Here is a 22448-nt window from a genome sequence, read left to right on the forward strand (position 1 = left end):
GCAAGAGCAACACTCACGGTGGATTTAACCCTCGTCACCGGTCGTTCGCATCGGCGCCGCTTTTTGGCCACACCCGAACAGGAATAAAATAACTCTAATGTTCGGGGGTTCGGCTGGTCCCTTGCAGGCGGGAAATACCAAGGTCGATTCAAATCTTGGGTCTGATGTTCCTGAACTGACAAGGGTTAGCCAAGGAAACTGGTCGCGATGGACGCCAAGACCAATATCAAGCAGAGGCTGCCAAGCCGTCACGTGACGGAAGGCCCTGCGCGCGCGCCTCACCGGTCCTACTTCTACGCCATGGGTCTGACCACCGAGCAGATCCACCAGCCCTTCGTCGGCGTCGCCTCGTGCTGGAACGAGGCTGCTCCCTGCAACATCTCGCTGATGCGCCAGGCGCAGGCGGTGAAGAAGGGCGTCGCATCCGCCGGCGGCACCCCCCGCGAATTCTGCACCATCACCGTCACCGATGGCATCGCCATGGGCCATGACGGCATGCGCTCCTCGCTGCCGTCGCGCGAATGCATCGCCGACTCCGTCGAACTGACCGTGCGCGGCCACGCCTATGACGCGCTGGTCGGGCTCGCCGGCTGCGACAAGTCGCTGCCGGGCATGATGATGGCGATGGTCCGCCTGAACGTGCCCTCGATCTTCATCTATGGCGGCTCGATCCTGCCCGGCAATTTCCGCGGCCAGCAGGTCACCGTGCAGGACATGTTCGAGGCGGTCGGCAAGCACTCGGTCGGCGCCATGTCCGACGAGGACCTCGACGAGATCGAGCGCGTGGCGTGCCCCTCGGCCGGCGCCTGCGGCGCGCAGTTTACCGCCAACACCATGGCGACCGTCTCGGAGGCCATTGGGCTGGCGCTGCCTTACTCGGCCGGTGCCCCGGCACCGTATGAAATCCGCGATGCGTTCTGCATGACCGCGGGCGAGAAGGTGATGGACCTGATCGCGTCCAACCTCCGGCCGCGCGACATTGTCACCCGCAAGGCGCTCGAGAATGCCGCTGCCGTCGTCGCGGCGTCAGGCGGCTCGACTAATGCTGCGCTGCACCTGCCGGCGATCGCGCACGAGTGCGGCATCAAGTTTGACTTATTCGACGTCGCCGAAATCTTCAAAAAGACACCTTATGTCGCGGATTTGAAGCCGGGTGGCCGTTATGTCGCCAAAGACATGTTTGAAGTAGGTGGCATACCGCTTCTGATGAAGACGCTGCTCGACAACGGATTTCTCCACGGCGACTGCATTACGGTCACTGGTCGAACGATCGCCGAAAACCTCAAAAGCGTGAAATGGAATGCGCACCAGGACGTGGTGCACCCGGCAGACAAGCCCATCACCGTTACGGGCGGTGTGGTCGGTCTGAAGGGCAATTTGGCGCCAGAAGGTGCGATCGTGAAAGTCGCGGGAATGTCCAACCTCAAGTTTACCGGTCCGGCCAGGTGCTTCGACCGGGAGGAGGACGCGTTCGAGGCTGTCCAGAACCGCACCTACAAGGAAGGCGAAGTCATCGTGATCCGCTACGAGGGCCCCAGGGGCGGCCCCGGCATGCGGGAGATGCTTCAGACCACCGCGGCGCTGACCGGCCAGGGCATGGGCGGCAAGATCGCGCTGATCACCGATGGCCGTTTCTCCGGCGCCACCCGCGGCTTCTGCATCGGCCATGTCGGGCCCGAGGCCGCGGTCGGCGGCCCGATCGGGCTGCTTGAGGACGGCGACATCATCGAGATCGACGCGGACGTCGGTACCCTTAACGTAAAATTGAGCGACCAGGAGCTTGCCCAGCGCAAGACCAAATGGAGCGCTCGCACGACTAACCATACGACGGGCGCGCTCTGGAAATATGCTCAGCAGGTTGGACCAGCGGTCGGGGGGGCAGTGACCCATCCGGGCGGCGCGCACGAGAAACAGTGCTATGCGGACATCTAGGCGTGCGATAGTTGCGTTTGTGTTGGGGGCTACCGCGCTGGCCGCGCCGGCGCTCGCCTTCGACGGTGCGCCGGTCAATCCGAAGGATGCGGCCATCCCCGTCGTGACCACCTTGCCCGGTTCTGCAGGTGCGGTGCGCAAGTCCGCCCCGGTCGCGACCCAGGAAGCCTCGCTCAGCGCCTTGCAATATGCCGCCGAGGGCGGTCACCCCATTGCGCAGTGGAAGCTCGGCCGCATGTACGCCAGTGGCGACGGCGTCGCCCAGGACGATGTGCGCGCCTTCGACTATTTCACCCGGATCGCGAATGCGCATGCCGAGGACAGCCCGTCGGCGCCGCAGGCGCAGGTCGTGGCCAACGCCTTCGTCGCGCTCGGCCGCTACTATCTGAACGGCATCCCGAACTCGAAGGTCAAGGCGGATCCTGATCGGGCACGGGAGATGTTCTCCTATGCCGCCTCCTATTTCGGCAATGCGGACGCGCAGTACGATCTCGCCCGGCTCTATCTGAAGACCCCGGATGCCTCGCGCGAGGACTTCCGCTACGGCGCGCGCTGGCTCGGCCTGGCCGCCCAGAAGGGCCAGCACCAGGCCCAGGCGCTGCTCGGTCAGATGCTGTTCAACGGTGACCGCCTGCCGCGGCAGGCCGCGCGTGGCCTGATGTGGCTGACGCTTGCACGCGACAGCGCCGGCACGGACGAGACCTGGATCAAGGAAAACTACAACCGCGCCTTGGCCAAGGCGTCGGACGACGACCGCGCCATGTGCCTGCAGATGCTGGAACAGTGGGTGCAGGGCCGCCGCGAGTAAGCGAGGTCCCGTAGGGTGGGCAAAGGCGCCCTTGCGCCGTGCCCACCATCTTTCCGCGATCTCGGCCTAAGGTGGTGGGCACGCTTCCCTTTGCCCGCCCTGTGGCAGTTGTGACTGCCGCGCGCTTCTACGCCGCCTCCAGATCCAGATCCGCCCACACCGGCACGTGGTCCGACGGCTTCTCCCAGGCTCGCACATAGCTGTCGATGCCGACATTGGCGAGCTTGTCGCTCGCCTGCGGCGACAGCAGCAAATGGTCGATGCGCAGGCCCTGGTTCTTCTGCCAGGCCCCGGCCTGGTAGTCCCAGAAGGTGTAGAGCCCAGGCTCGTCCGTGACGGCGCGCAGGGCATCGGTCAGGCCGAGGCCGAGCAAGGCCTGAAAGCTCTCGCGCGTCTCGGGCTTGAACAGAGCGTCTTCGGTCCAGGCGGCGGGATTGTGGACGTCGCGGGCATGCGGGATGACGTTGAAGTCGCCTGCGAGGATGAGCGGCTCCTCGGTCTTAAGTCGCTCCTTCGAATACTCAAGAAGCCGCGACATCCATTTGAGCTTGTAAGGGTATTTCTCGGTCCCGACCGGATTGCCGTTGGGCAGATAGAGGCAGGCGATGCGCAGCACGCCGCGCTTGAGCGTCACCACGCCTTCGAGGAAGCGGGCGTGGGCGTCTTCGTCGTCACCGGCGAGCCCCGACTTGGTCTCGTCGAATTTGAGCTTGGAGAGCAGGGCGACGCCATTGAACGTCTTCTGCCCGTGGGTGACGACGTTGTAGCCGAGCGCCTCGATCTCCAGCCGCGGGAATGCCTCGTCGACGCATTTGATCTCCTGGAGGCAGACGATGTCCGGCTGGCAGTCCTTCAGCCAGGTCAACAGGAGGTCGATCCGCTGCCGGACCGAATTGACGTTCCAGGTGGCAACTCTGATGGGCATGTCGGCGGGCTCCGGACCAAGGGCCATCGTTAGAACAAACTGCCAACGCGCCCGTCAAGGACGCCGCAAAATCTCCCACAAAATTAACCCGGCTTAAGCCGGCCCCGGGCCATTGATACCGAAAAGGTTTTTCGAATGGGATGGCGGGACAAATCCTTGCAACAGACTGAGCCGCGCGATGGCCTGACCGCTGATCTCAGCGAGCGCGAGCTTCGCCGCCTCCGCGCCAAGCAGATCGACGCGGTGACGCGGACCATCCCGGTGGCGATGGCCGTCACCATGCTCAACGCCGCTGTCGTGCTGATCCTGTTCTGGGGCAGGGGCTGGAACAACTTCCTCGCGATCTGGGGTATGACCCTGGCCGTCACCGCCTCGCTGGCAGTGCGCGCCTGGCGGCGCTCGCATCAGAATCCGCCACAGGAAGCGTCGGCACACGCCGCGCGGCAGATGCTGCGGCAAGCGTTCTTCCTCGCCGCGATCTGGGGCACGCTGCCGCTCGCGCTGTTCAGCCGGATCGAGCCGACCAGCCAGCTCATCCTGGCCTGCCTGATGGTCGGCATGATGTCCGGCGGCGCCTTCACGCTGTCGACCTTCCCGCGTGCGGGCCTCATTTACCTCGCGACCATGACGATTGCCTGCACCGGCGCGCTGTTGCTGTGCGGCAGCGGGCCGTATCTGGTGACGGCGGTGTTCCTGCTGCTGTTCGCCTTCTTCATGGCGCGCAACATCGTCGCGCAAGGCAATCTGTTCCTCGGCAATCTCAAGGCCCGGATCGAGCTCGAGCGGCAGACCGAGATCATCTCGCTGCTGCTGAAGGACTTCCAGGAGAACGCCAGCGATTGGCTGTGGCAGACCGATGCCGAAGGGCATCTCACAGACGTTCCGCAACGATTTGCCGATGTCGCACAACTGCCGCTTCCGTTGCTGAAAGGATCGCTCTTCGCCGACGTGCTCGACATGCTCTGTCCCGAAGACAAGGCCGCCGCCTACAACGTCGTCGGCCTGATGGAACATGCCGAGCCGTTGCACGACATGAATCTCAAGGTCGTCGCCGGCGGCGAGGCGCGCCTGTGGTCGCTGACCGCGAAGCCGGCCTATGACCGCGACGGCCAGTTCCTGGGCTATCGCGGCTTCGGCCGCGACGTCACCGAGCACTGGCGCGCGGAAAAGGCCGAGGCGGAGAGCCGCGCCAAGTCGGATTTTCTCGCGGTGATGAGCCACGAGATCCGCACGCCCATGAACGGCGTGCTCGGGCTTGCCGGCATGCTGCTCGAAACAAAACTCGATCAGGAGCAACGGGAGGCCGTCACCACGATCCGCGAGTCCGGCGACAACCTCCAGCGCATCCTCAACGACATCCTCGACCTGTCCAAGCTCGAGGCCGGACGCTTCCAGTTCGAGGCGATCGACTTTGCGCCGCAGGCGCTGGTCGAGACCGTCGCGACCGTCATGCGCGCGAGCGCGAAGAACAAAGGGCTCGCCGTCAAGGTCGAGCTCGATCCGAACCTGCCGCCGACCCTGCGCGGCGACGTCGCGCGCATCCGTCAGGTGCTGCTCAATCTCGCCTCCAATGCGGTGAAGTTCACCGACGCGGGCGAGGTGACGATCAAGGCCGTGTGCCAGGCGCGCCGCGATCTGCTCGCGACCGTCGAATGGACCGTGATCGACAGCGGCATCGGCATTGCGCCCGAGAAGCTCGGGCAGTTGTTCTCGGACTTCGCCCAGGCCGATGCATCGATCAGCCGCCGTTTCGGCGGCACGGGGCTCGGGCTTGCGATCAGCAGGCGCATCATCGAGCAGATGGGCGGCACCATCGACGTCACCTCGACGCCGGGCGAGGGCTCGACCTTCCGCTTCACGCTGGTGCTGCCGTGGAGCCAGGCACAGACGTCTGATCAGGACGCGGGCCGCGACGAGATCGACGAGCTCAAGGCGCGCATCGCCGAACTCGATCGGCCGCTGAAGGTGCTGGTCGCGGAGGACGATGCCGTCAATCGCATGGTCGTGAGCAAGATGCTCGGCGCCTTCGACGTCGAACTGCGCGTCGTGACCGACGGCGTCCAGGCCATCGCGGCCGTGTCCGAAGGCGATTTCGACATCGTGCTGATGGACGTGCGCATGCCGGAGATGGACGGCCTTGCCGCAACCCGCGCGATCCGCGCGCAAGGCGGGCGCTTCGACGCCTTGCCGATCATCGCGCTGACCGCCAACGCCTTCGCCGAAGACGTCAAGATCTGCCGCGAGGCCGGCATGTCGGACTTCCTGGCAAAACCGCTGCGCAAGCCCGCGCTCGCTGCCGCACTTCTGCGCGCGCTGGACGGACAGGTGATGACGGAAGACGCGCCGCTTCAGCCGGCGCTGATGCCTGATGAGGTGGAGTGGACGGATGAGGAAAGGCAGATGACGGGCGCGTAAGAGCCCACTAGCATGGTCCTATTCTCGACACTGACAGATGCGGAGGGGACATGGTTCGATGTTTCGTCGCAGTCGCGCTGCTGGCGGTCACCTGGCTGCTGAGCGGTGCCTCCAATGGCTATGCCGCGCCGTGTCTTATAGTGGTTTCACCGGAAACATCATCGTTGGCACTGATCTCGCGAGCCTTCGCCTGCCAGCAAAATAGCGCCTGATCGGGTCGATCGGGTTATGGCTGTTGGTTCGCGCCCAGCTCACGGCCACTTTTTCCTCGTGATGTGTCCTCGCGGCGCCGTTACAGTTTTCCATAGACTCGCGCAGCGACCGCCTTCAGGCGCTCGACCGAGCCGGATTCCGGATGCGGCTTGACCGGTGCGAACAGGATCGACGCCTGCCTGCCGTTCTTCCAGACAAAGATGTTGACGGCACTGCCGTTGCCCTTGGTGCAGGAGTGTTCGCCGAACGCTTCACTGCCAAGCTCGGGGATCGCCAAATGTTGGCAGGGACCTGCGCGTTTCATCATGCTGATTGCGGTGGTGCGCGAGGTCGCGATGACCGCGACGGCCATGGTGTTGGCCTCGCGATCGAACATCATGCAGCTGCCCGCGCCGGTTCGCTGGACCTGCAGCGTGCTCTTGTCGAGAAAGCCATCGGCGTCCGCGGCGGTGAGCCATTCGCAGTCACCGAACCGCTCGCTGGTCTTGCTCACATTGCCAATCGCAGTGCGCGCGACCAGGGTGAGGGGGCTGAGCAGCGTGTCGTCGGCGCGCCGGCCGATCGGATAGACGCTAACTTGCAGAATGTAGTCGCCGGACAAGGCGACGACCGAGGCTTCCTGGCGCTGTGCGTCGGCGGCGGTCGTCCCGCGATGGCCTTCATCGCCGATCCCGGACATGTCGCTCAGCGGCATGCGCTCGCCAAGCGTCTTGACGAAGGTCGCGTACAATTCCCTGGCGCGGTCGTTGTCGGGATTACGAAACACGGTCAGCATCATCGTGTCGCCGCGCCCGGCCTGGTAGATGCAGCCGCGGCCGTCCTGATTTGAAACCAGCGACCATTTGAGCGCCGGCATCGCGCCGGCGAGGTCCTGGGCGCTGATGAAGGGGCAGGTTTCAGCAGCGTGCGCGGGAGGCGCCGGCGTGGCTGCGATTGCGAGGAATAGGGCGAGGCAACTGAGCAGATGATTGATCATGCGCATTTGATAATCTGCTACCGCTATAGGCGCCGAGGCCGGCGAACATGAGCATTTCTGTTTTCGCCGTGCTGCCATGATGCTGGAGCGTGCAACGCGCTGCAATCAGTAAAACTGCAATTGCCGGGGCAACGGGTCGCGGACGCTGCCTACGATTTCAGAATGGTGCTCCGGGTTGCCCTTCCGGGCAAGTCCCCATCGCGCGGCCGATGTTGAACCCATTCGGCTATCAGAACGTCCAAGGCGCTAGGACAAGGCTTTCAAGAACAAGGCGACGGAGCCGACACGGGCCACCAGGATGTTGACCTGATCGACTCGCGCCAACCCTCTCGTATGGGAGCTTAGTCGGTGAGGAGAAAACGTTCGATGCAGAAAGCTAGGATGGCCGCAATGCATGAGCCGACGGACCCGTTGGCCCGATGGATCGTGTTCGTCGCTTTGCTTTGTCTTGCGATCGTTCTGATCTGCATATGGGTGTTGACTCGCGACTACCGGATTCCCGCTCTCCTCGTCTCAGCGGCCGTCGGGCTGGCCGCCGGTATCGTGTGTCATGAACTTGGACATATGCTGTGCGCTGTGCTGCTGTCAGCACCAGTCCTACAGGTGTCGATCGGCATCGGCCCGGTGCTATGGCACGGCCGGCTAGGCGAAACCCGATTTGAGCTGCGCGCGGTGCCCTGTGCGGGCTTCGTGCAGTGCTATCCGCAGCCCGTCGTCAACAGGCTTTCGAGATTGCTCTTTTTGCTCGGTGGAGTGCTGGGGAATGGCGTGTTGATCGGCCTCGTGACGGCGCTCCACGCGACACTCGTGGACGGCCCGGGGCACGACTACCTCGGTTCGATCGCATTCGGCCAATATTACCTCATCATCGTGAATTTGGTGCCGTTCTGGACCACGGCCGGCGGTGTCCGGACCGGCAGCGATGGCTTGCAGCTTCTGCAACTCGCGCGCGGAGCCATGTCCGGCGCGTCCTCGCGAGATTCGAACTTTCAGCAATGATTGAAGGGCGGGTGTTGGGCCACGCTACGGGGCTGGCAGGGCTCCGCTCGGGGACCTCGCGATGATCACACCTTACCCCTGTGTTGCCCGACGCGTCGAATATTTTTCGCAGAAACCGAAGTGCGCCATGCCGGCTTCCCGGCTACTGTGCATGGGGTTGTTTTTCAGATTTTGAGTTGGGTCAGATCGAGAAGCTGGTCCCGCAGCCGCAGGACGCCGTCGCGTTCGGATTGTTGACGCGGAACGAGGCGCCGATCAGGTCGTCGACGAAATCGACCTGCGAGCCCGCCAGGAACGGCTGCGAGGCGGAATCGACCAGCACCACCGCATTCTCCTGCTCGATGACGAGATCGTCGTCGGTGCGGTCGCGGTCGATGTCGAACTTGTACTGGAAGCCGGAGCAGCCGCCGCCCTCGACCGAAATGCGCAGCATCGCGCCTGAGCCTTCGCCCTTGAGGATCTCCCCAATCCGGCGTGCGGCGCGGTCACTGATGGTCACGTCAGTCGTCATGGCTCGTCTCCGATAGGCCTGCGGTCATACCAAGGTCACTTGCCCAATTCATTTGGTATCCCGCGTCCGGCATAGTTAAGTGCAAGGATACGCAGAATCAAATGGATAGGGACTAAATTCGTCGTGTCCGTCGGAATGGCAGCCCCCCGCGCGCCCTATGCCTGCGACCCCGATCGCAGCCGCGGCCGGCTGGTCGCCGAGCCGCCGAGCCGGACCCGGAGCCCGTTCCGTCGTGATTGCGACCGGGTGATCCATTCCACGGCGTTCCGCCGCCTGAAGTACAAGACCCAGGTGTTCGTGTTCCACGAAGGCGACCATTACCGGACCCGGCTGACCCATTCGCTGGAGGTGGCGCAGATCGCCCGCGCGCTGGCCCGGCAGCTTGGGCTCGACGAGGACCTTACCGAAACCCTGGCGCTCGCCCATGATCTCGGCCATCCGCCGTTCGGCCATGCCGGCGAGCGGGCGCTGGACGCCTGCCTCAAGGATTTCGGCGGCTTCGACCACAATGCCCAGGCGCTCCGCGTCGTCGGCTCGCTGGAGCACCGCTATCCCGAATTCGACGGGCTCAATCTGACCTGGGAATCGCTCGAGGGCATCGTCAAGCACAACGGACCGCTGACCGACCGCAGCGGCGCGCCGGTTGGACGCTATCGTGAGCACGGCGTACCCGTCGGGATCGCCGACTACATCAAGACCTATGACCTCGAACTCTGGAGCTTCGCCTCGATGGAGGCACAGGTCGCGGCGATCGCCGACGATATCGCCTATGACGCCCACGATATCGACGACGGCCTGCGTGCCGGCCTGTTCCACCTCGACGATCTCAAGGTCATGCCGCTCACGGCCGAGATCATCGCCGAGACCTCGGCGCATTACCCTGACCTCGAAGACGTCAGGCGCGGGGCCGAGCTGGTGCGCGAACTGATCTCGCATCTGATCGGCGCGGTGTTCGCGGAAGCGCAGACGAACATTGCCGCCGTCGGGCCGCAATCGGCCAATGACGTCCGCCAGCAGAACCGGGCCCTGATCGCGTTCCCGCCTGACGTCGCCGAGGAGGAGGCCGCCATCAAGCGCTTCCTCTACGGGCACATGTACCGCCACAAGCGGGTGATGCGGGTGATGGCCGAGGCGGAACAGATCGTGTTCGACCTGTTCGCGAAATACCTGACGTCGCCGGCCGACCTGCCGCCGGAATGGCTGGTCGGGGCCGAGACGGACAATGAGGGCGAGCGGGCCCGCCGGATCGGCAATTTCATCGCCGGAATGACCGACCGTTTCGCCCTGACCGAGCACCAGCGGCTCTTTGACTCGACCCCGGATTTGCGTTAGGCGGCGCCCATGCCCGACACATCCCCAGCACCGCATTTGTTCGCCGACGTGCTTGCACGCGTGCATGCCGCCTGCCGCGCGCTCGCGGTGGAAGCCAATTGGCCCGAGGGCATCGATTTCTCGCGCGTGGTGGTCGAGCCGCCGCGCGATGCCTCTCATGGCGACATGGCGACCAACGCCGCGATGGTGCTGGCGAAAGAGGCAAAGGCAAAGCCCCGCGATCTCGCCGAGCAGATCGCCGAGCAGCTGCGCGCCGATGCGCTGATCACCAAGGTCGACGTGGCCGGTCCCGGCTTCATCAATCTGACGCTGAAGCCGGCCGCCTGGGCGGAGGCGTTGCGCACGGTGCTGCGCGAGGGCGCCGATTACGGCCGCGTCCGCGGCGGCTCCAAGGTCAATGTCGAATACGTTTCCGCCAATCCGACCGGGCCGATGCATGTCGGCCATTGCCGTGGCGCTGTGTTCGGCGACGCGCTGGCGAGCCTGTTGCAGTTCGGCGGCCATGACGTCACCCGCGAATACTACATCAACGATGCCGGTGCCCAGGTCGACGTGCTCGCTCGCTCCGCCTTCCTGCGGTATCGCGAGGCGCTCGGCGAGGACATCGGTGCGATCCCGGAAGGGCTCTATCCCGGCGACTACCTGAAGCCTGTGGGCGCAGCGCTTGCGAAAGAGCATGGCGACAAGCTCCTCGCGATGAGCGAGGCCCAGTGGCTGCCGACGGTGCGCGCCAAGGCGATCGCGATGATGATGGACGAGATCAAGGACGATCTCGCCGCTCTCAACATCCGCCACGACGTGTTCTTCTCCGAGCGCTCGCTGATCGAGAGCGGCAACAACAAGGTTGCCGAGACCATCGACTTCCTCAAGGCCAAGGGCGACATCTACGAGGGGCGGCTGCCGCCGCCGAAGGGCGCGCCGGTCGAGGATTGGGAAGACCGCGAGCAGCTGCTGTTCAAGGCGACCGCTTACGGCGACGACGTCGATCGTCCGCTGATCAAGTCGGACAATTCCTACACTTATTTCGCCTCCGACATCGCCTACCACAAGAACAAGTTCGACCGTGGTTTTGCGGAGATGATCGACGTCTGGGGCGCCGACCATGGCGGCTACATCAAGCGCATGCAGGCGGCGGTGAAGGCGACGACGTCAGGCAAGGGCGCACTCGACGTCAAGATCGTCCAGCTCGTGAAGTTGCTGCGTAACGGCGAGCCGGTGAAAATGTCCAAGCGGAGCGGGGACTTCGTCACCTTGCGTGAGGTGGTGGATGAAGTCGGTCAGGACGCCGTCCGCTTCATGATGCTCTACCGCAAGAACGACGCGGTGCTCGACTTCGACCTCGCCAAGGTCATGCAACAGTCGCGCGACAACCCGGTTTTCTACGTCCAGTACGGCCACGCCCGCGGCCACTCGATCTTCCGCAACGCGCGAGCCGAGGTGTTCCCGGAACTCCCTGAGGATGCCGACAAGCGCATCGCCTGGCTCAGTGAGTCGGCCGTGGAACGGCTGTCAGACCCGGTCGAACTCGATCTTCTTAAGCGGCTCGCAATTTTTCCGCGGATGCTGGAAGCCGCTGCGGCGGCCCACGAACCGCACCGTATTGCCTTTTATCTCTATGACTTAGCGAGCGAATTTCACGCACTTTGGACGAAGGGGCGCGATTTGCCCTATTTACGCTTCATTATCAATAATGATGCAGATCTAACGAAGGCGCGGCTGGCCATGGTCCAGGGCGTCGTCTCGGTCCTGGCATCGGGCCTCGCCATCCTCGGCGTCCATGCTCCGGACGAGATGCGGTAGTTTGGGGCGAACTACTTAAGGGGAATATTGGGGGTACCGGCAGAAGCCGGATCGCTTAGACTTGGTTGAAAGCCTTGTGGGTCGAAAGCCGTGCCTTGGTCGAGGGGCGCGCGGCTTTCCCGAAGGGACGCATCATCACGATGGCCGATCGATATTACGACAGAGCTCTTCCTTCCGATGACTATGGTCGCGGCGCCGATCAGCATGGGAGGGCAGATAACGACCCCTTGGCCGAACTCGCCCGCCTGATCGGGCAGACCGATCCGTTCGCAGCGCAGGGGCGTCCGGCCGCCGCGCAAGCGCCCGCGCAGACGTATCATGACGACGGCTACGCGCAGGACGACTACCAGCAAGACTACGCAGAGCAGCAGCCCACGGCGCCTCAGCCGGGACCGCCCTCATGGATGCGCCGTGCCAACGTGCAGCCGCAGCCGGCGCCCGAGCCTGAGTATCCCGCTGCCGTGAATCCGGTTCATCCGCTGCATCGTTATGCGGCCCAGCAGGTCGCGCCCGAGCCGCAGCATCATCAGCCGCAGCAGCAGGCCTATCAGGATCAGGCTTATCAGGATCAAGCCTACCATCAGGGGCAGGCCCAGCATCAAGCTTACGAAGAGCAGCCCGATCCGGCGCGCTATGATGATGCGCTGTACGGGCGGCTCGAGTCGGGCGAGCAGGATTTCCAGCGTGAGCCGGCCTATCCGGACGATCCGTACGCATTCCAGAGCGACTATCCCGAAGCCGATCTCGACGAGCCCCGGAAATCGCGCGGCGGCATGATGACGGTCGCGGCAATTCTCGCGCTCGCCGTCGTCGGAACCGGCGCAGCCTTCGCCTACAAGACCTATATCGGCTCGCCCCGCAGCGGTGAGCCGCCGATCATCAAGGCCGACAACACGCCGACCAAGATCGTGCCGGCGCCGACGGACTCCTCGGCCAAGGTGCCGGATCGCATGGTGAGCGGCGACGGCAGCGAGAAGATCGTGCCGCGCGAAGAGGCGCCGGTCGACGTCAACGCCAAGGCGGCAGGTCCGCGCGTTGTGTTTCCGCCGCTGAATCCGAATGCGAACCCGCCGCCGGTTGCGAGCGTGTCGCCGTCCAACATTCCGCCATCGAATGCCGGTCCGATCCCGAGCAACGGGACGATGCCGAACAGCGCGCCGCGCGCGATCAAGACCGTGGCCGTGAAGGGTGACCAGACCGATAGCGCCGTGCCGCAAGGTGCTGCCCCGGCCCCGGCCAAGCCGGCCGCGCCCGCGAAGCCCGCCGCGGCCGTGCCGCACACACCGCCGAGTTCGGCCAATGCCAGCGCGAACCAGCCGCTCTCACTGGCGCCGCAGTCTGGTCAGGCCGAACCGCCGCAGCGGATGGCTGCGACCAACCCGACTCAGATCGCTCCCGCGAGCAGTGGTGGCGGCTACGTCGTGCAGGTGTCTTCGCAGCAGAGCGAGGATAGCGCGCATGCCTCGTACCGGGTGCTCCAGAGCAAGTATGGCAGTGTGCTCGGCTCCCGCTCGCCCGTTATCAAGCGCGTCGATCTGACCGACAAGGGCAAGGGTATCGTTTATCGCGCCTTCGCCGGGCCGTACGCCTCGGCCGACGAGGCGGTGCAGGCCTGCAACAATCTGAAGTCCGCTGGCCTGCCGTCCTGCTTCGTCCAGAGGAATTAGCGGCCGTTTCCTTGACCCCCTCCCGGGGCAGGGTTAATCGGCCCTATGAGCACGCGGGCCTTCACTACCGGCGTATCCGGAACGGAACTGACCGCCGCTGGGCGGGCGTTTTACCGTGCCGAACGCCCATGGGACTTCATTCCCTTCAGGCTCAGCTTCGAGATTTCGACCCAAGTCACGATTCCTGTTGGGGAATTGACGGCGGCGCGGCTGATTGAGGCCGATCTCGCCGGTCTCAGCATTCCCGTGGATGGCGCCGCCGACCCGGTCCATCCCGTGACGACTTCTGCGACAATGATTGCTCAGGTGATTCGCGGCGCAATCGGGTTCCAGGGTTTGTTAATGAGTCATGACGTGCCGATGAAGGCGCTGGCGGGAAGCATTGGCGAGCAAAATCGCGCCAGGTTCGCGGCCAGTACGCCGCGTCACAGCAATGACAATGCGCAACTGGACGCATTGACCGCAAACACGGCATCCGCATGACCGCAGAAATTCTATCGTTTGAAACCGGGCGGCCCGCAGAGCTGGCCGAGGACGAACCGGCGCTGGTCGTCGACGTCGAGGGCTACGAGGGCCCGCTCGACCTGTTGCTCGCGCTGGCGCGTAACCAGAAGGTCGATCTCGCCAAGATCTCGATCCTGGCGCTGGCCGACCAGTATCTCCACTTCATCGAAGCCGCGCGAAAGATCCGGCTCGAGCTTGCCGCCGACTATCTGGTCATGGCGGCCTGGCTCGCCTTCCTGAAGTCGCGCCTGCTGCTGCCGGAGCCGCCGAGTGCGGACGGTCCGAGCGCCGAGGAAATGGCGACCGCGCTCGCCAATCGCCTTCGCCGTCTCGAGGCCATTCGTGAAGCGGCCAACCGGCTGATGAACCGTCAGCAATTGCTGCGCGACATTTTCCCGCGCGGCGAGCCCGAGCAGATCGCCGAGATCAGGCATCCGAAATACACCGCGACCCTTTACGACCTGCTCACGGCCTATGCCTCGCAGCGCCAGTCGCGCGTGCTCGCGAGCGTGCATCTGGCCAAGCGCACGGTGTGGTCGCTCGCCGAGGCCCGCGCCACGCTGGAGCGGCTGGTCGGCAGCATCACCGAGCAGGACGATTGGGGCGTGCTCGACGATTTCCTGGTCCGGCACGTTGCCGACCCGACGCAGCGCGCGACGGTGTTCGCCTCGAGCTTTGCCGCCGCGCTTGAGCTCGTGCGTGAAGGCCAGCTCGAACTGAACCAGAAAGAGGCGTTTGCGCCCATCTATTTCCGGAAGGGGCGCCCGAAACCGGTTCCGGACGCAGCTCCTGCGCCCGACGCGCCGGTCGCTTAAGTGCAAGAAGGAGAAGCTGCCATGGCAAGCCTGGCTGAAGTGCGGGTAGAAGAGGCCGAGCCGATGGAGAACGAGTCCCAGGCACGTCCCGAAGAATTGCGGCTGCTGGAAGCGCTGCTGTTTGCTTCGAATGAACCGCTGGATACGGCGACACTCGCCAAGCGCATGCCCGAGGGCGTCGACGTCAAGGCCGCGCTCGAGCAGCTTCAGGCCGATTATGCCTTGCGCGGCGTCAACCTCGTGCGGGTCGCCAACAAATGGACGTTCCGTACCGCCGGCGATCTCGCCTGGCTGATGACGCGCGAGAGCACCGAGACCCGCCGCCTGTCGCGTGCGGCCATCGAGGTGCTTGCGATTATCGCCTACCACCAGCCGGTGACGCGTGCCGAGATCGAAGAGATCCGGGGCGTGGTGACCTCGAAGGGCACGCTCGACGTTCTGCTGGAGACCGGCTGGATCAAGCCGCGTGGCCGTCGCAAGACGCCCGGCCGTCCGCTGACTTTCGGAACCACCGAGGACTTCCTGTCGCAGTTTACCTTGGAACAGCTCGGCGATCTGCCGGGGCTCGAGGAGCTGAAGGGTACGGGCCTGCTGGATTCGCGTCTGCCGACCGGATTCAGCGTGCCGACACCGTCGGATGACCCGCAGCTCCGCGAAGATGAAGACCCCTTGGAACCGGGCGAGGACCTCGATCTGGCGCTGGCGCCTGCGGTCGAGCCCGAGGCGCCGCCGGAAGGTGGCAATGATGGCGGTGAGGGCGGCGGCGAGGAGTGATCCCCGCCCTTTTGCGGGTCCCTGCGACCAGTTAACACTAGCAAGATTACGTAGTGCCAACAGCGAATTGGCGCTGCCTTGGTCCTTGTTTTTGAGGCCTGCGAAGCCTACGTTCCGGTCAAGATCGGCCGGGTCCCGGCCACGCGCGTTTGGAGGGTTGCAGGATGGGTTCACTTAGCATTTGGCACTGGATCTTGGTGATCGCAGTGGTCCTGCTGTTGTTCGGCCGCGGCAAGATTTCGGATCTGATGGGCGACGTCGCTCAGGGCATCAAGGCCTTCAAGAAGGGCATGCAGGACGACGACAAGCCCGCCGAGAAGCAGGAGCCCTCGAAGTCCATCGAGCACAATGCCGCGCCGACCGCGGCCCGATCCGACGTCGGCAGCAAGGCCGTCTGAGCCAGGAGCACGCGAGACGCGGGAAACGGACCCGATCCTGCGCGTGAGGGATTGGGCCGATCGTGGCTTCGCGTGAACGGAAGACGTCATGTTCGACATCGGCTGGAGTGAGCTGGTTCTGATCGGGGTCGTGGCCTTGGTCGCCATTGGCCCGAAAGAGTTGCCGGGCGTGCTGCGCATGGTCGGCCAGTGGATGGGCAAGGCCCGCAAGATGGCCGCCGAATTCCAGGGGCAGTTCCAGGAAGCGATGCGCGAGGCCGAGATGGCCGACCTCAAGAAGAGCTTTGACGAGGTCAAGGAAGCCGCCTCCGGCTTCACCGGCGGCGGCCTGATGACCTCGCTCCAGAAGGACGTCAGCGACGCGCTGCGCATCGATGCGCTCGACAAGCCGGCCGAGACGTCCGCAACGCCTGCGGTCGAACCGCCGGCAAGTCCGACGACACCGGAAGCCCCAACGCCTGAAACCTTCGTGGAAGCGGAAGCACATTCCGCCGTCGACGAACCGCTCGCGATTACCCGTGAGGTCGAGCAGACGCCGGTCGCGCAGGACACTCTTGCTCAGGACACTGTTGCTCAAGACACGGCGCCATCCGAAGCGATCAAGGACGCCAAAGCGTCATGAGCGACGCCGAAATCGAGGCCAGCAAAGCCCCGCTGATGGACCATCTGATCGAGCTGCGCTCGCGGCTCATCAAGGCGCTGCTCGGATTCGGCGTGGCCTTCATCCTCTGCTTCTTCTTCGCCAAGCAGATCTACAACGTGCTGGTCTGGCCGTTCGTGTGGGTCGCAGGCGCCGAGAATTCGAAATTCATCTACACGGCGCTGCTGGAATATTTCATCACGCAGCTCAAGCTCGCGCTGTTCGGTGCCGGCTTCATCTCGTTCCCGATCGTTGCGACGCAGATTTACAAGTTCGTTGCACCCGGCCTCTACAAGCACGAGAAGCAGGCCTTCCTGCCGTATCTGGTCGCGACTCCGTTCTTCTTCGTGCTGGGCGCGGCGCTGGTCTATTTCGTCGTGCTGCCGATGCTGGTGCGCTTCTCTCTCGGCATGCAGCAGATGGGCGGCGACGAGACGGCGCAGATCCAGCTTCTGCCCAAGGTCGGCGAATATCTGTCGCTGATGATGTCGCTGATCTTCGCTTTCGGCATCGCCTTCCAGCTTCCGGTGATCCTGACGCTGCTCGGTCGCGTCGGCATCATCACCTCAAAGATGCTGCGCGAAAAGCGCCGCTACTTCATCGTTCTGGCTTTCATCATCGCAGCAGTCCTGACGCCGCCGGACATCCTCAGCCAGTGCTCGCTCGCAATCCCCTTGCTTGCGCTCTACGAAGGCTCGATCATCTCGGTGTCGATGGTGGAGAAGAAGGCGGCTGCCGCGAAGGCCGCCACCGGCACGGACGTGTCGACGCCCGCCAATCCGGCGGAGTAGGGCGCTTTCGTTCTATCATCTCGCTGCACAGCCCATGATTCGTCATGCCCGGGCTTGACCCGGGCATCCACGACTTGATCTAAGGCGGCAGATACGTGGATGGCCGGGATAAACCCGGCCATGACGGGAAGACAGCCATGCACGACATCAAATCGATCCGCGACAATCCGCAAGCCTTCGACGCCGGCCTCGCCCGGCGGGGTCTGAAGCCATTGTCGGCGTCGCTGCTCGCGATCGACGAGAGGCGGCGGGCGGCGATCCTGGCCTCGGAGCAGGCGCAGGCACGGCGCAACGCCGCGTCCAAGGAAATCGGCGACGCCAAGAAGGCCAAGGACGAGGCGCGCGCGGCAAAGCTGATGGCCGAGGTCGCCGAACTCAAGACCACGATGCCGGAACTCGAGGCCGCCGCGAAAGCGGCCGACGAGGAGCTGACAAAAGAGCTGTCCGCGATCCCGAACATTCCATTCGACGAGGTGCCCGATGGTGTCGACGAGCACGGCAACGTCCAGCACCATGTGTTCGGCGCCAAGCGCAACTACGGTTTCGCGCCGAAGCTGCACGACGATCTCGGCACCGCGCTCGGCTATATGGATTTCGAGGCAGCCGCAAAGCTCTCGGGTGCGCGCTTCGTCGTGCTGAAGAAGGGCCTCGCGCGTCTCGAACGCGCGATCGGCCAGTTCATGCTCGACCTGCATACGAATGAGCACGGCTACACCGAGATCAACCCGCCGCTGCTGGTGCGCAACGAGGTGATGTTCGGCACCGGGCAGTTGCCTAAGTTTGAGGACGATCAGTTCTGGGCCATCAAGGGCGAATTGCTTGCCGCGCCCGATCATGAGAGGCTGAAGACCGAGCGCCTTGGCCTGATCCCGACCGCGGAAGTGTCGCTCACCAATCTCGCACGCGAATCCATCCTCGACGAGAAGCAGCTGCCGATGCGTCTCACCGCGCTCACGCCGTGCTTCCGCGCCGAGGCGGGTGCTGCGGGGCGCGACACCCGCGGCATGATCCGCCAACATCAATTCACCAAGGTCGAGCTGGTCTCGATCACCACGCCCGAGACCAGCAAGGACGAGCTGGAGCGGATGCTGTCCTGCGCCGAGCAGGTGCTGCAGAAACTTGACCTGCACTATCGCGTGATGACGCTCTGCGCAGGAGATATGGGTTTTTCGTCGCAGAAGACCTATGACATCGAAGTGTGGATGCCCGGGCAGGGCGACGGCGGCATGTTCCGCGAAATCTCGAGCTGCTCGGTCTGCGGCGACTTCCAGGCGCGGCGCATGGACGCGCGCTCGCGCGGTCCGGACGGCAAGCCGCGTTTCGTGCACACGCTGAATGGCTCCGGCACGGCGGTTGGCCGCGCGCTGATCGCTGTCATGGAGACCTATCAGCAGGAAGACGGCTCGATTGCGGTTCCCAGCGTGCTTCAGCCCTACATGGGCGGGCTCAAGGTGGTCGCGCGCGACTAAAGCGCGTTGCCCGATGTTGCGGCAGAAACGTTTGGTTGCGAAGATCGGGCGGCCGGCTATCCTGACGGCTGTCCGCGAACGCGAAACCACCGTCCATGGCCTTGCACCGCGATATCTTCTGGATCGGCCGACAATGGGCGGTAACCGGCGCCGGTATTCAGGCGGTCGATCAACGCTTGCGTGGCGTACTTGATATCGACATCGCGCGGCTCTGGGACGACGCACTCATTCAAGGCCGCCGAGCGAAGGCCGGCGTCAACGTCGCGGATTTTGACGAGGCCGTGACGGTGGCACGTGCACGCTATCCGCAGACGCCTGCGGCGGAGCCGTTGATCGCGCAACTCGAAGCGCTCGGCGTGATCGAAACATCGCCTATTACGAGTCCGGTCGTGCCAGCGATGCAGTTGCGCGCGGAGGGCAGGCTGGCGCGCTTCCTGCCGCAATGGCGAGTCCGCCGCTAAGCGTTTCAGAAACGCATCCGGCTTGGATCGTTTGGCCAGATCCGGAAATAGCTTTTCAGGTCGTCCGCGTGTGAGCGCCGTCGCGTCGGCTCGCAACCGTGACGCGTCGCGACCGTGCCGTGTCCGCAGTCACGTGGCCACGCGTCCGACGGCAATTTCGACGAAGTATCGACGTCCGGACTTGCTGCAGCCGTGACGCACGAGGCATCGCGCGGACAGCGTTTGGGCACGCATTTGCCGCGCGCGAATTCGAGATCGTAGACCTGCCCGGACATCGTGACCTGGCCGATGCAGAGGCACTCGCCGGCGACCGTCATCTGACCGCCGAGGCAGTTGTCAGCATTGCTGCGCACGCAGGTGCCGCCCGTATCGGCGCCCGCCGGTATCAACCGGAAGCCGGCCGGGCAGGTGCATTGTCCACCGCTCGCACTGCCGCCGTTGCAAGTGACGGTGATCGGCGTCCGCGGCAGAGTGGGGGGCGGCGTGACGTCGACAATGCAAGTGCCGCCCTCGACATGTGAGTTCGGCGGGCATGCCAGTGGTGGAGGTGCCGCGCTTGTCTCTGCCGGGACGGGAGGCGTGTTCGGCTCCGGCGCTGCCGTGAGTTGGGCGGATGTATCGGGGGCCGACCTGGCGACACAGATGCCGTTGCGGAACTCCTGCCAGGGAAAGCAGCGGTCCGTAGGTCCAAAATCTCGCGCCCGACCGGCGCCTGCTATGCAGAGGGCAAGACCGATGAGGATTGCGGTTGAAAAGCGGGTCATTTCCGTGCCCAATCGCCTGAAAATGCGCCGGAAAAATAGGATGCGGCGTTGCGGTGCGGCAATGAGCTAGATCACAGACGGGGCCTCGGATTGCGCCAGCGGAATTCCCGCCTTTGCCCGGTTTGCCTGATTAACCGGAGCCGGATAAGACGGCCTGACCTAGGCTCAGGAATCGACCACCGGCATGCGCATTCTCTGCACCAATGACGACGGCATCCATGCTCCCGGCCTCAAGGTCGTGGAGGAGATCGCGCGCGCGCTGTCCGATGACGTCTGGGTGGTGGCGCCCGAGCTCGATCAGTCCGGCGTGTCGCATTCGCTGTCGCTGAACGATCCCCTGCGGCTGCGCGACGTCGGGCCGCGGCACTTTGCGGTACGCGGCACGCCAACCGACTGCGTCATCATGGGCGCGCGCCACATCCTCGGCGCCAAGCTGCCCGATGTCGTGCTCTCAGGTGTCAACAAGGGCCGCAACGTTGCCGAGGACGTGATTTATTCCGGCACCATCGCCGGCGCGCTCGAAGGCACCATTCTGGGCATTCCGTCATTCGCGCTGTCGCAGGAGTTCAGCGTCGAGACGCGCGAGCGGCCGCCGTGGGACACTGCGCGCAAATTCGGTCCTGATATCCTGCGCAAGGTGATCAAGGCCGGCATCCCGAAGGACACAGTCATCAACGTCAACTTTCCGGCCTGCGCGCCGGAGGACGTGCTCGGCATTCGCGTCACGCGACAGGGCAAGCGCAATCTCGGCTTCCTCAGGATCGACGAGCGCAGGGACGGCCGCAACAATCCCTATTTCTGGATTGGCTTCGAACGTGCGGCGATGATGGATACGCCGGCCGAAGGCACCGACCTCGCGGCGCTGCGCGAGCGCTACGTCTCGGTCACGCCGCTCCGGCTCGATCGCACCAATGAAGCCTTCTCGGAAGAGCTGAGCGCGACGCTGAAATAGCGGCTAGTCGCCGCGAAGCGCGGCTTCGATGGTCTTGCCCAGCGCATCCAGCTGAAACGGCTTCTGCAGCGCCGGCCGGTCACGATATTGCTCCGGCAGGCCCGATGAGCCGTAGCCGGTGGCGAAGATGAAGGGGCAGCCCTTGGCCTTGATGACGTCGGCGACCGGCGAGATGACCTTGCCGTTGACGTTGACGTCGAGGATGGCGATGTCGAACTCGGTAGCCTGGGCGAGCCGCATCGCCTCGGTGATATCGCCGGCTTCGGCTGCGACCTTGTAGCCCAGCTCTTCCAGCATGTCCGCCACCATCATTCGGATCATCACCTCGTCTTCGACGAGGAATACAGAGCGGCCGGAAAGCCCTGTCGCGGTCATTGTCGTTGAGTCCTTGCCCATTCCCGAAAACGTTCGCAGATAACACGAATCGACGCAATGCGCGTTTCGGCCAACTGACACTTGAAAATGGCAGTCGCCGCTCGTCCGCTGCAAGCCGATTTGTGGTCAAATGCCAAGCCCGGAGGCTATCATGGGTTCCTGAGCAGGAACAAGATTCTGGCTTTCAGGCCTCGGCGCCAAAACCATCAACCCGCCCCCGGACGAGACGACAAAAGCAGAGATGATCTCCAATCAGCCCCCGCCGGAAAAGATGATGTTTCAGCTCACGCTGAGGCGCCGCGGCATCAGCGACCAGACCGTGTTGCGAACCCTGGAAGAGGTGCCGCGCGAGCTGTTCGTCGAGGCGTCCGACCGCGACGGCGCGTACCGTGACAGCGCGCTGCCGATCGCCTGTGGGCAGACCATCAGCCAGCCTTTCGTCGTTGCCTACATGACCGAGCAGCTTCAGCTCCAGAAGCAGCACCGCGTGCTCGAGATCGGTGCCGGCTCGGGCTATCAGGCCGCCGTGCTGTCGCGGCTGACGCGCGAAGTACTGACGGTCGAGCGCTACCGCAAGCTGGCGGACGCCGCGCGCGCAAGACTCGAAAAGCTGGACTGTCACAATGTCGAGGTGATGCTCGGCGACGGCCTCAATCTGCCTGCGAACATCGGTTCGTTCGATCGCATCATCGTCACTGCTGCGGTGGAGCAGATTCCGCAGAATCTGGTCGACCGGCTCGAACTCGGCGGCATCCTGATCGCACCGGTCGGCCCGCATCAGGGCGTACAGATGCTGACGCGCCTGATCCGCGGCGAAGCCGGGATCGAACGCAGGGAACTCGTCGAGGTCCGCTTCGTGCCGGCGCTCCCCGGTGTGGCGCGGGAGCTGTAGAATTCCGGATCGGCTGTGCATCCAACATCTTATTG

General features: G+C 64.2%; 21 protein-coding genes. 17 read left to right on the top strand and 4 right to left on the bottom strand.

Features of this window, described 5'->3' with window-relative positions:
- The first annotated feature begins 207 nt into the window (after window positions 1-207).
- Both ilvD and JQ631_RS08985 read left to right on the top strand, forming a co-directional pair.
- The gene (gene ilvD / locus JQ631_RS08980) at window positions 208-1932 is read left to right on the top strand and encodes a dihydroxy-acid dehydratase (RefSeq protein ID WP_212325571.1); all 1725 of its coding nucleotides are present in this window, start codon (window positions 208-210) and stop codon (window positions 1930-1932) included.
- The gene (locus JQ631_RS08985) at window positions 1919-2740 is read left to right on the top strand and encodes a tetratricopeptide repeat protein (protein WP_212325573.1); all 822 of its coding nucleotides are present in this window, start codon (window positions 1919-1921) and stop codon (window positions 2738-2740) included. Before ilvD ends, JQ631_RS08985 begins: the two co-directional genes overlap by 14 nt.
- A 127-nt stretch (window positions 2741-2867) precedes the next feature.
- Here the strand turns inward: JQ631_RS08985 and xth are convergent, their stop codons facing one another.
- Window positions 2868-3665 (bottom strand): exodeoxyribonuclease III, encoded by a 798-nt coding sequence (xth, locus tag JQ631_RS08990; RefSeq protein WP_212325575.1) that lies wholly within the window; start codon window positions 3663-3665, stop codon window positions 2868-2870.
- 135 nt (window positions 3666-3800) lie between these two features.
- On the opposite strand from xth, the gene JQ631_RS08995 reads away from it, so the two are divergent.
- Window positions 3801-6080: an ATP-binding protein gene (locus JQ631_RS08995; RefSeq protein ID WP_212325577.1), complete on the top strand. Its 2280-nt coding sequence runs from the start codon at window positions 3801-3803 to the stop codon at window positions 6078-6080.
- Between the two features lie 292 nt (window positions 6081-6372).
- On the opposite strand, the gene JQ631_RS09000 is transcribed toward JQ631_RS08995, so the two are convergent.
- A complete protein-coding gene (locus JQ631_RS09000) occupies window positions 6373-7275 on the bottom strand; it encodes a hypothetical protein (protein WP_212325578.1) in 903 nt (300 codons plus the stop codon).
- 384 nt (window positions 7276-7659) lie between these two features.
- On the opposite strand from JQ631_RS09000, the gene JQ631_RS09005 reads away from it, so the two are divergent.
- A complete protein-coding gene (locus JQ631_RS09005; RefSeq protein WP_212325579.1) occupies window positions 7660-8268 on the top strand; it encodes a site-2 protease family protein in 609 nt (202 codons plus the stop codon).
- Between the two features lie 181 nt (window positions 8269-8449).
- On the opposite strand, the gene erpA is transcribed toward JQ631_RS09005, so the two are convergent.
- On the bottom strand, window positions 8450-8779 hold the full coding sequence (gene erpA, locus JQ631_RS09010) for an iron-sulfur cluster insertion protein ErpA (RefSeq protein WP_014495044.1): 330 nt from the start codon (window positions 8777-8779) through the stop codon (window positions 8450-8452).
- Between the two features lie 123 nt (window positions 8780-8902).
- On the opposite strand from erpA, the gene JQ631_RS09015 reads away from it, so the two are divergent.
- The 12 genes from JQ631_RS09015 (at window position 8903) to surE (ending at window position 21146) form a co-directional block, all read left to right on the top strand.
- Entirely contained in the window at window positions 8903-10111 is a 1209-nt protein-coding gene (locus tag JQ631_RS09015) for a deoxyguanosinetriphosphate triphosphohydrolase (protein ID WP_212325580.1), read from the top strand.
- 9 nt (window positions 10112-10120) lie between these two features.
- Window positions 10121-11911, top strand: a complete 1791-nt coding sequence (argS, locus tag JQ631_RS09020; protein ID WP_212325581.1) for an arginine--tRNA ligase — start codon at window positions 10121-10123, stop codon at window positions 11909-11911.
- A gap of 140 nt (window positions 11912-12051) precedes the next feature.
- Window positions 12052-13578 (top strand): SPOR domain-containing protein, encoded by a 1527-nt coding sequence (locus JQ631_RS09025; RefSeq protein WP_212325582.1) that lies wholly within the window; start codon window positions 12052-12054, stop codon window positions 13576-13578.
- A 45-nt stretch (window positions 13579-13623) separates the two neighbouring features.
- The gene (locus tag JQ631_RS09030) at window positions 13624-14061 is read left to right on the top strand and encodes a hypothetical protein (RefSeq protein WP_212325583.1); all 438 of its coding nucleotides are present in this window, start codon (window positions 13624-13626) and stop codon (window positions 14059-14061) included.
- Window positions 14058-14897, top strand: a complete 840-nt coding sequence (locus JQ631_RS09035) for a segregation and condensation protein A (protein ID WP_212325584.1) — start codon at window positions 14058-14060, stop codon at window positions 14895-14897. The genes JQ631_RS09030 and JQ631_RS09035 overlap by 4 nt, the downstream gene beginning before the upstream one ends.
- A gap of 21 nt (window positions 14898-14918) precedes the next feature.
- Window positions 14919-15671: an SMC-Scp complex subunit ScpB gene (scpB, locus tag JQ631_RS09040; RefSeq protein WP_212325585.1), complete on the top strand. Its 753-nt coding sequence runs from the start codon at window positions 14919-14921 to the stop codon at window positions 15669-15671.
- 164 nt (window positions 15672-15835) lie between these two features.
- A complete protein-coding gene (locus JQ631_RS09045; RefSeq protein WP_027529733.1) occupies window positions 15836-16069 on the top strand; it encodes a twin-arginine translocase TatA/TatE family subunit in 234 nt (77 codons plus the stop codon).
- Window positions 16070-16157: 88 nt separating this feature from the next.
- Window positions 16158-16691 (top strand): Sec-independent protein translocase protein TatB, encoded by a 534-nt coding sequence (gene tatB / locus JQ631_RS09050; protein ID WP_212325586.1) that lies wholly within the window; start codon window positions 16158-16160, stop codon window positions 16689-16691.
- The gene (tatC, locus tag JQ631_RS09055; RefSeq protein ID WP_212325587.1) at window positions 16688-17500 is read left to right on the top strand and encodes a twin-arginine translocase subunit TatC; all 813 of its coding nucleotides are present in this window, start codon (window positions 16688-16690) and stop codon (window positions 17498-17500) included. Before tatB ends, tatC begins: the two co-directional genes overlap by 4 nt.
- Before the next feature lie 137 nt (window positions 17501-17637).
- Window positions 17638-18969: a serine--tRNA ligase gene (gene serS, locus JQ631_RS09060; RefSeq protein ID WP_212325588.1), complete on the top strand. Its 1332-nt coding sequence runs from the start codon at window positions 17638-17640 to the stop codon at window positions 18967-18969.
- A gap of 95 nt (window positions 18970-19064) precedes the next feature.
- Window positions 19065-19430, top strand: a complete 366-nt coding sequence (locus JQ631_RS09065; protein ID WP_212325589.1) for a hypothetical protein — start codon at window positions 19065-19067, stop codon at window positions 19428-19430.
- A gap of 948 nt (window positions 19431-20378) precedes the next feature.
- On the top strand, window positions 20379-21146 hold the full coding sequence (surE, locus tag JQ631_RS09070; RefSeq protein ID WP_212325591.1) for a 5'/3'-nucleotidase SurE: 768 nt from the start codon (window positions 20379-20381) through the stop codon (window positions 21144-21146).
- 3 nt (window positions 21147-21149) lie between these two features.
- Here the strand turns inward: surE and JQ631_RS09075 are convergent, their stop codons facing one another.
- Window positions 21150-21521 carry a response regulator gene (locus tag JQ631_RS09075; RefSeq protein ID WP_212325592.1) on the bottom strand — a complete coding sequence of 124 codons (372 nt, stop codon included), beginning with the start codon at window positions 21519-21521 and terminating at the stop codon, window positions 21150-21152.
- Window positions 21522-21762: 241 nt separating this feature from the next.
- On the opposite strand from JQ631_RS09075, the gene JQ631_RS09080 reads away from it, so the two are divergent.
- Window positions 21763-22413, top strand: coding sequence for a protein-L-isoaspartate(D-aspartate) O-methyltransferase (locus JQ631_RS09080; protein WP_212325593.1), 651 nt, complete (start codon window positions 21763-21765; stop codon window positions 22411-22413).
- The last annotated feature ends 35 nt before the right edge of the window (window positions 22414-22448 follow it).

This window comes from Bradyrhizobium manausense (assembly GCF_018131105.1).
GTDB lineage: Bacteria > Pseudomonadota > Alphaproteobacteria > Rhizobiales > Xanthobacteraceae > Bradyrhizobium > Bradyrhizobium manausense_B.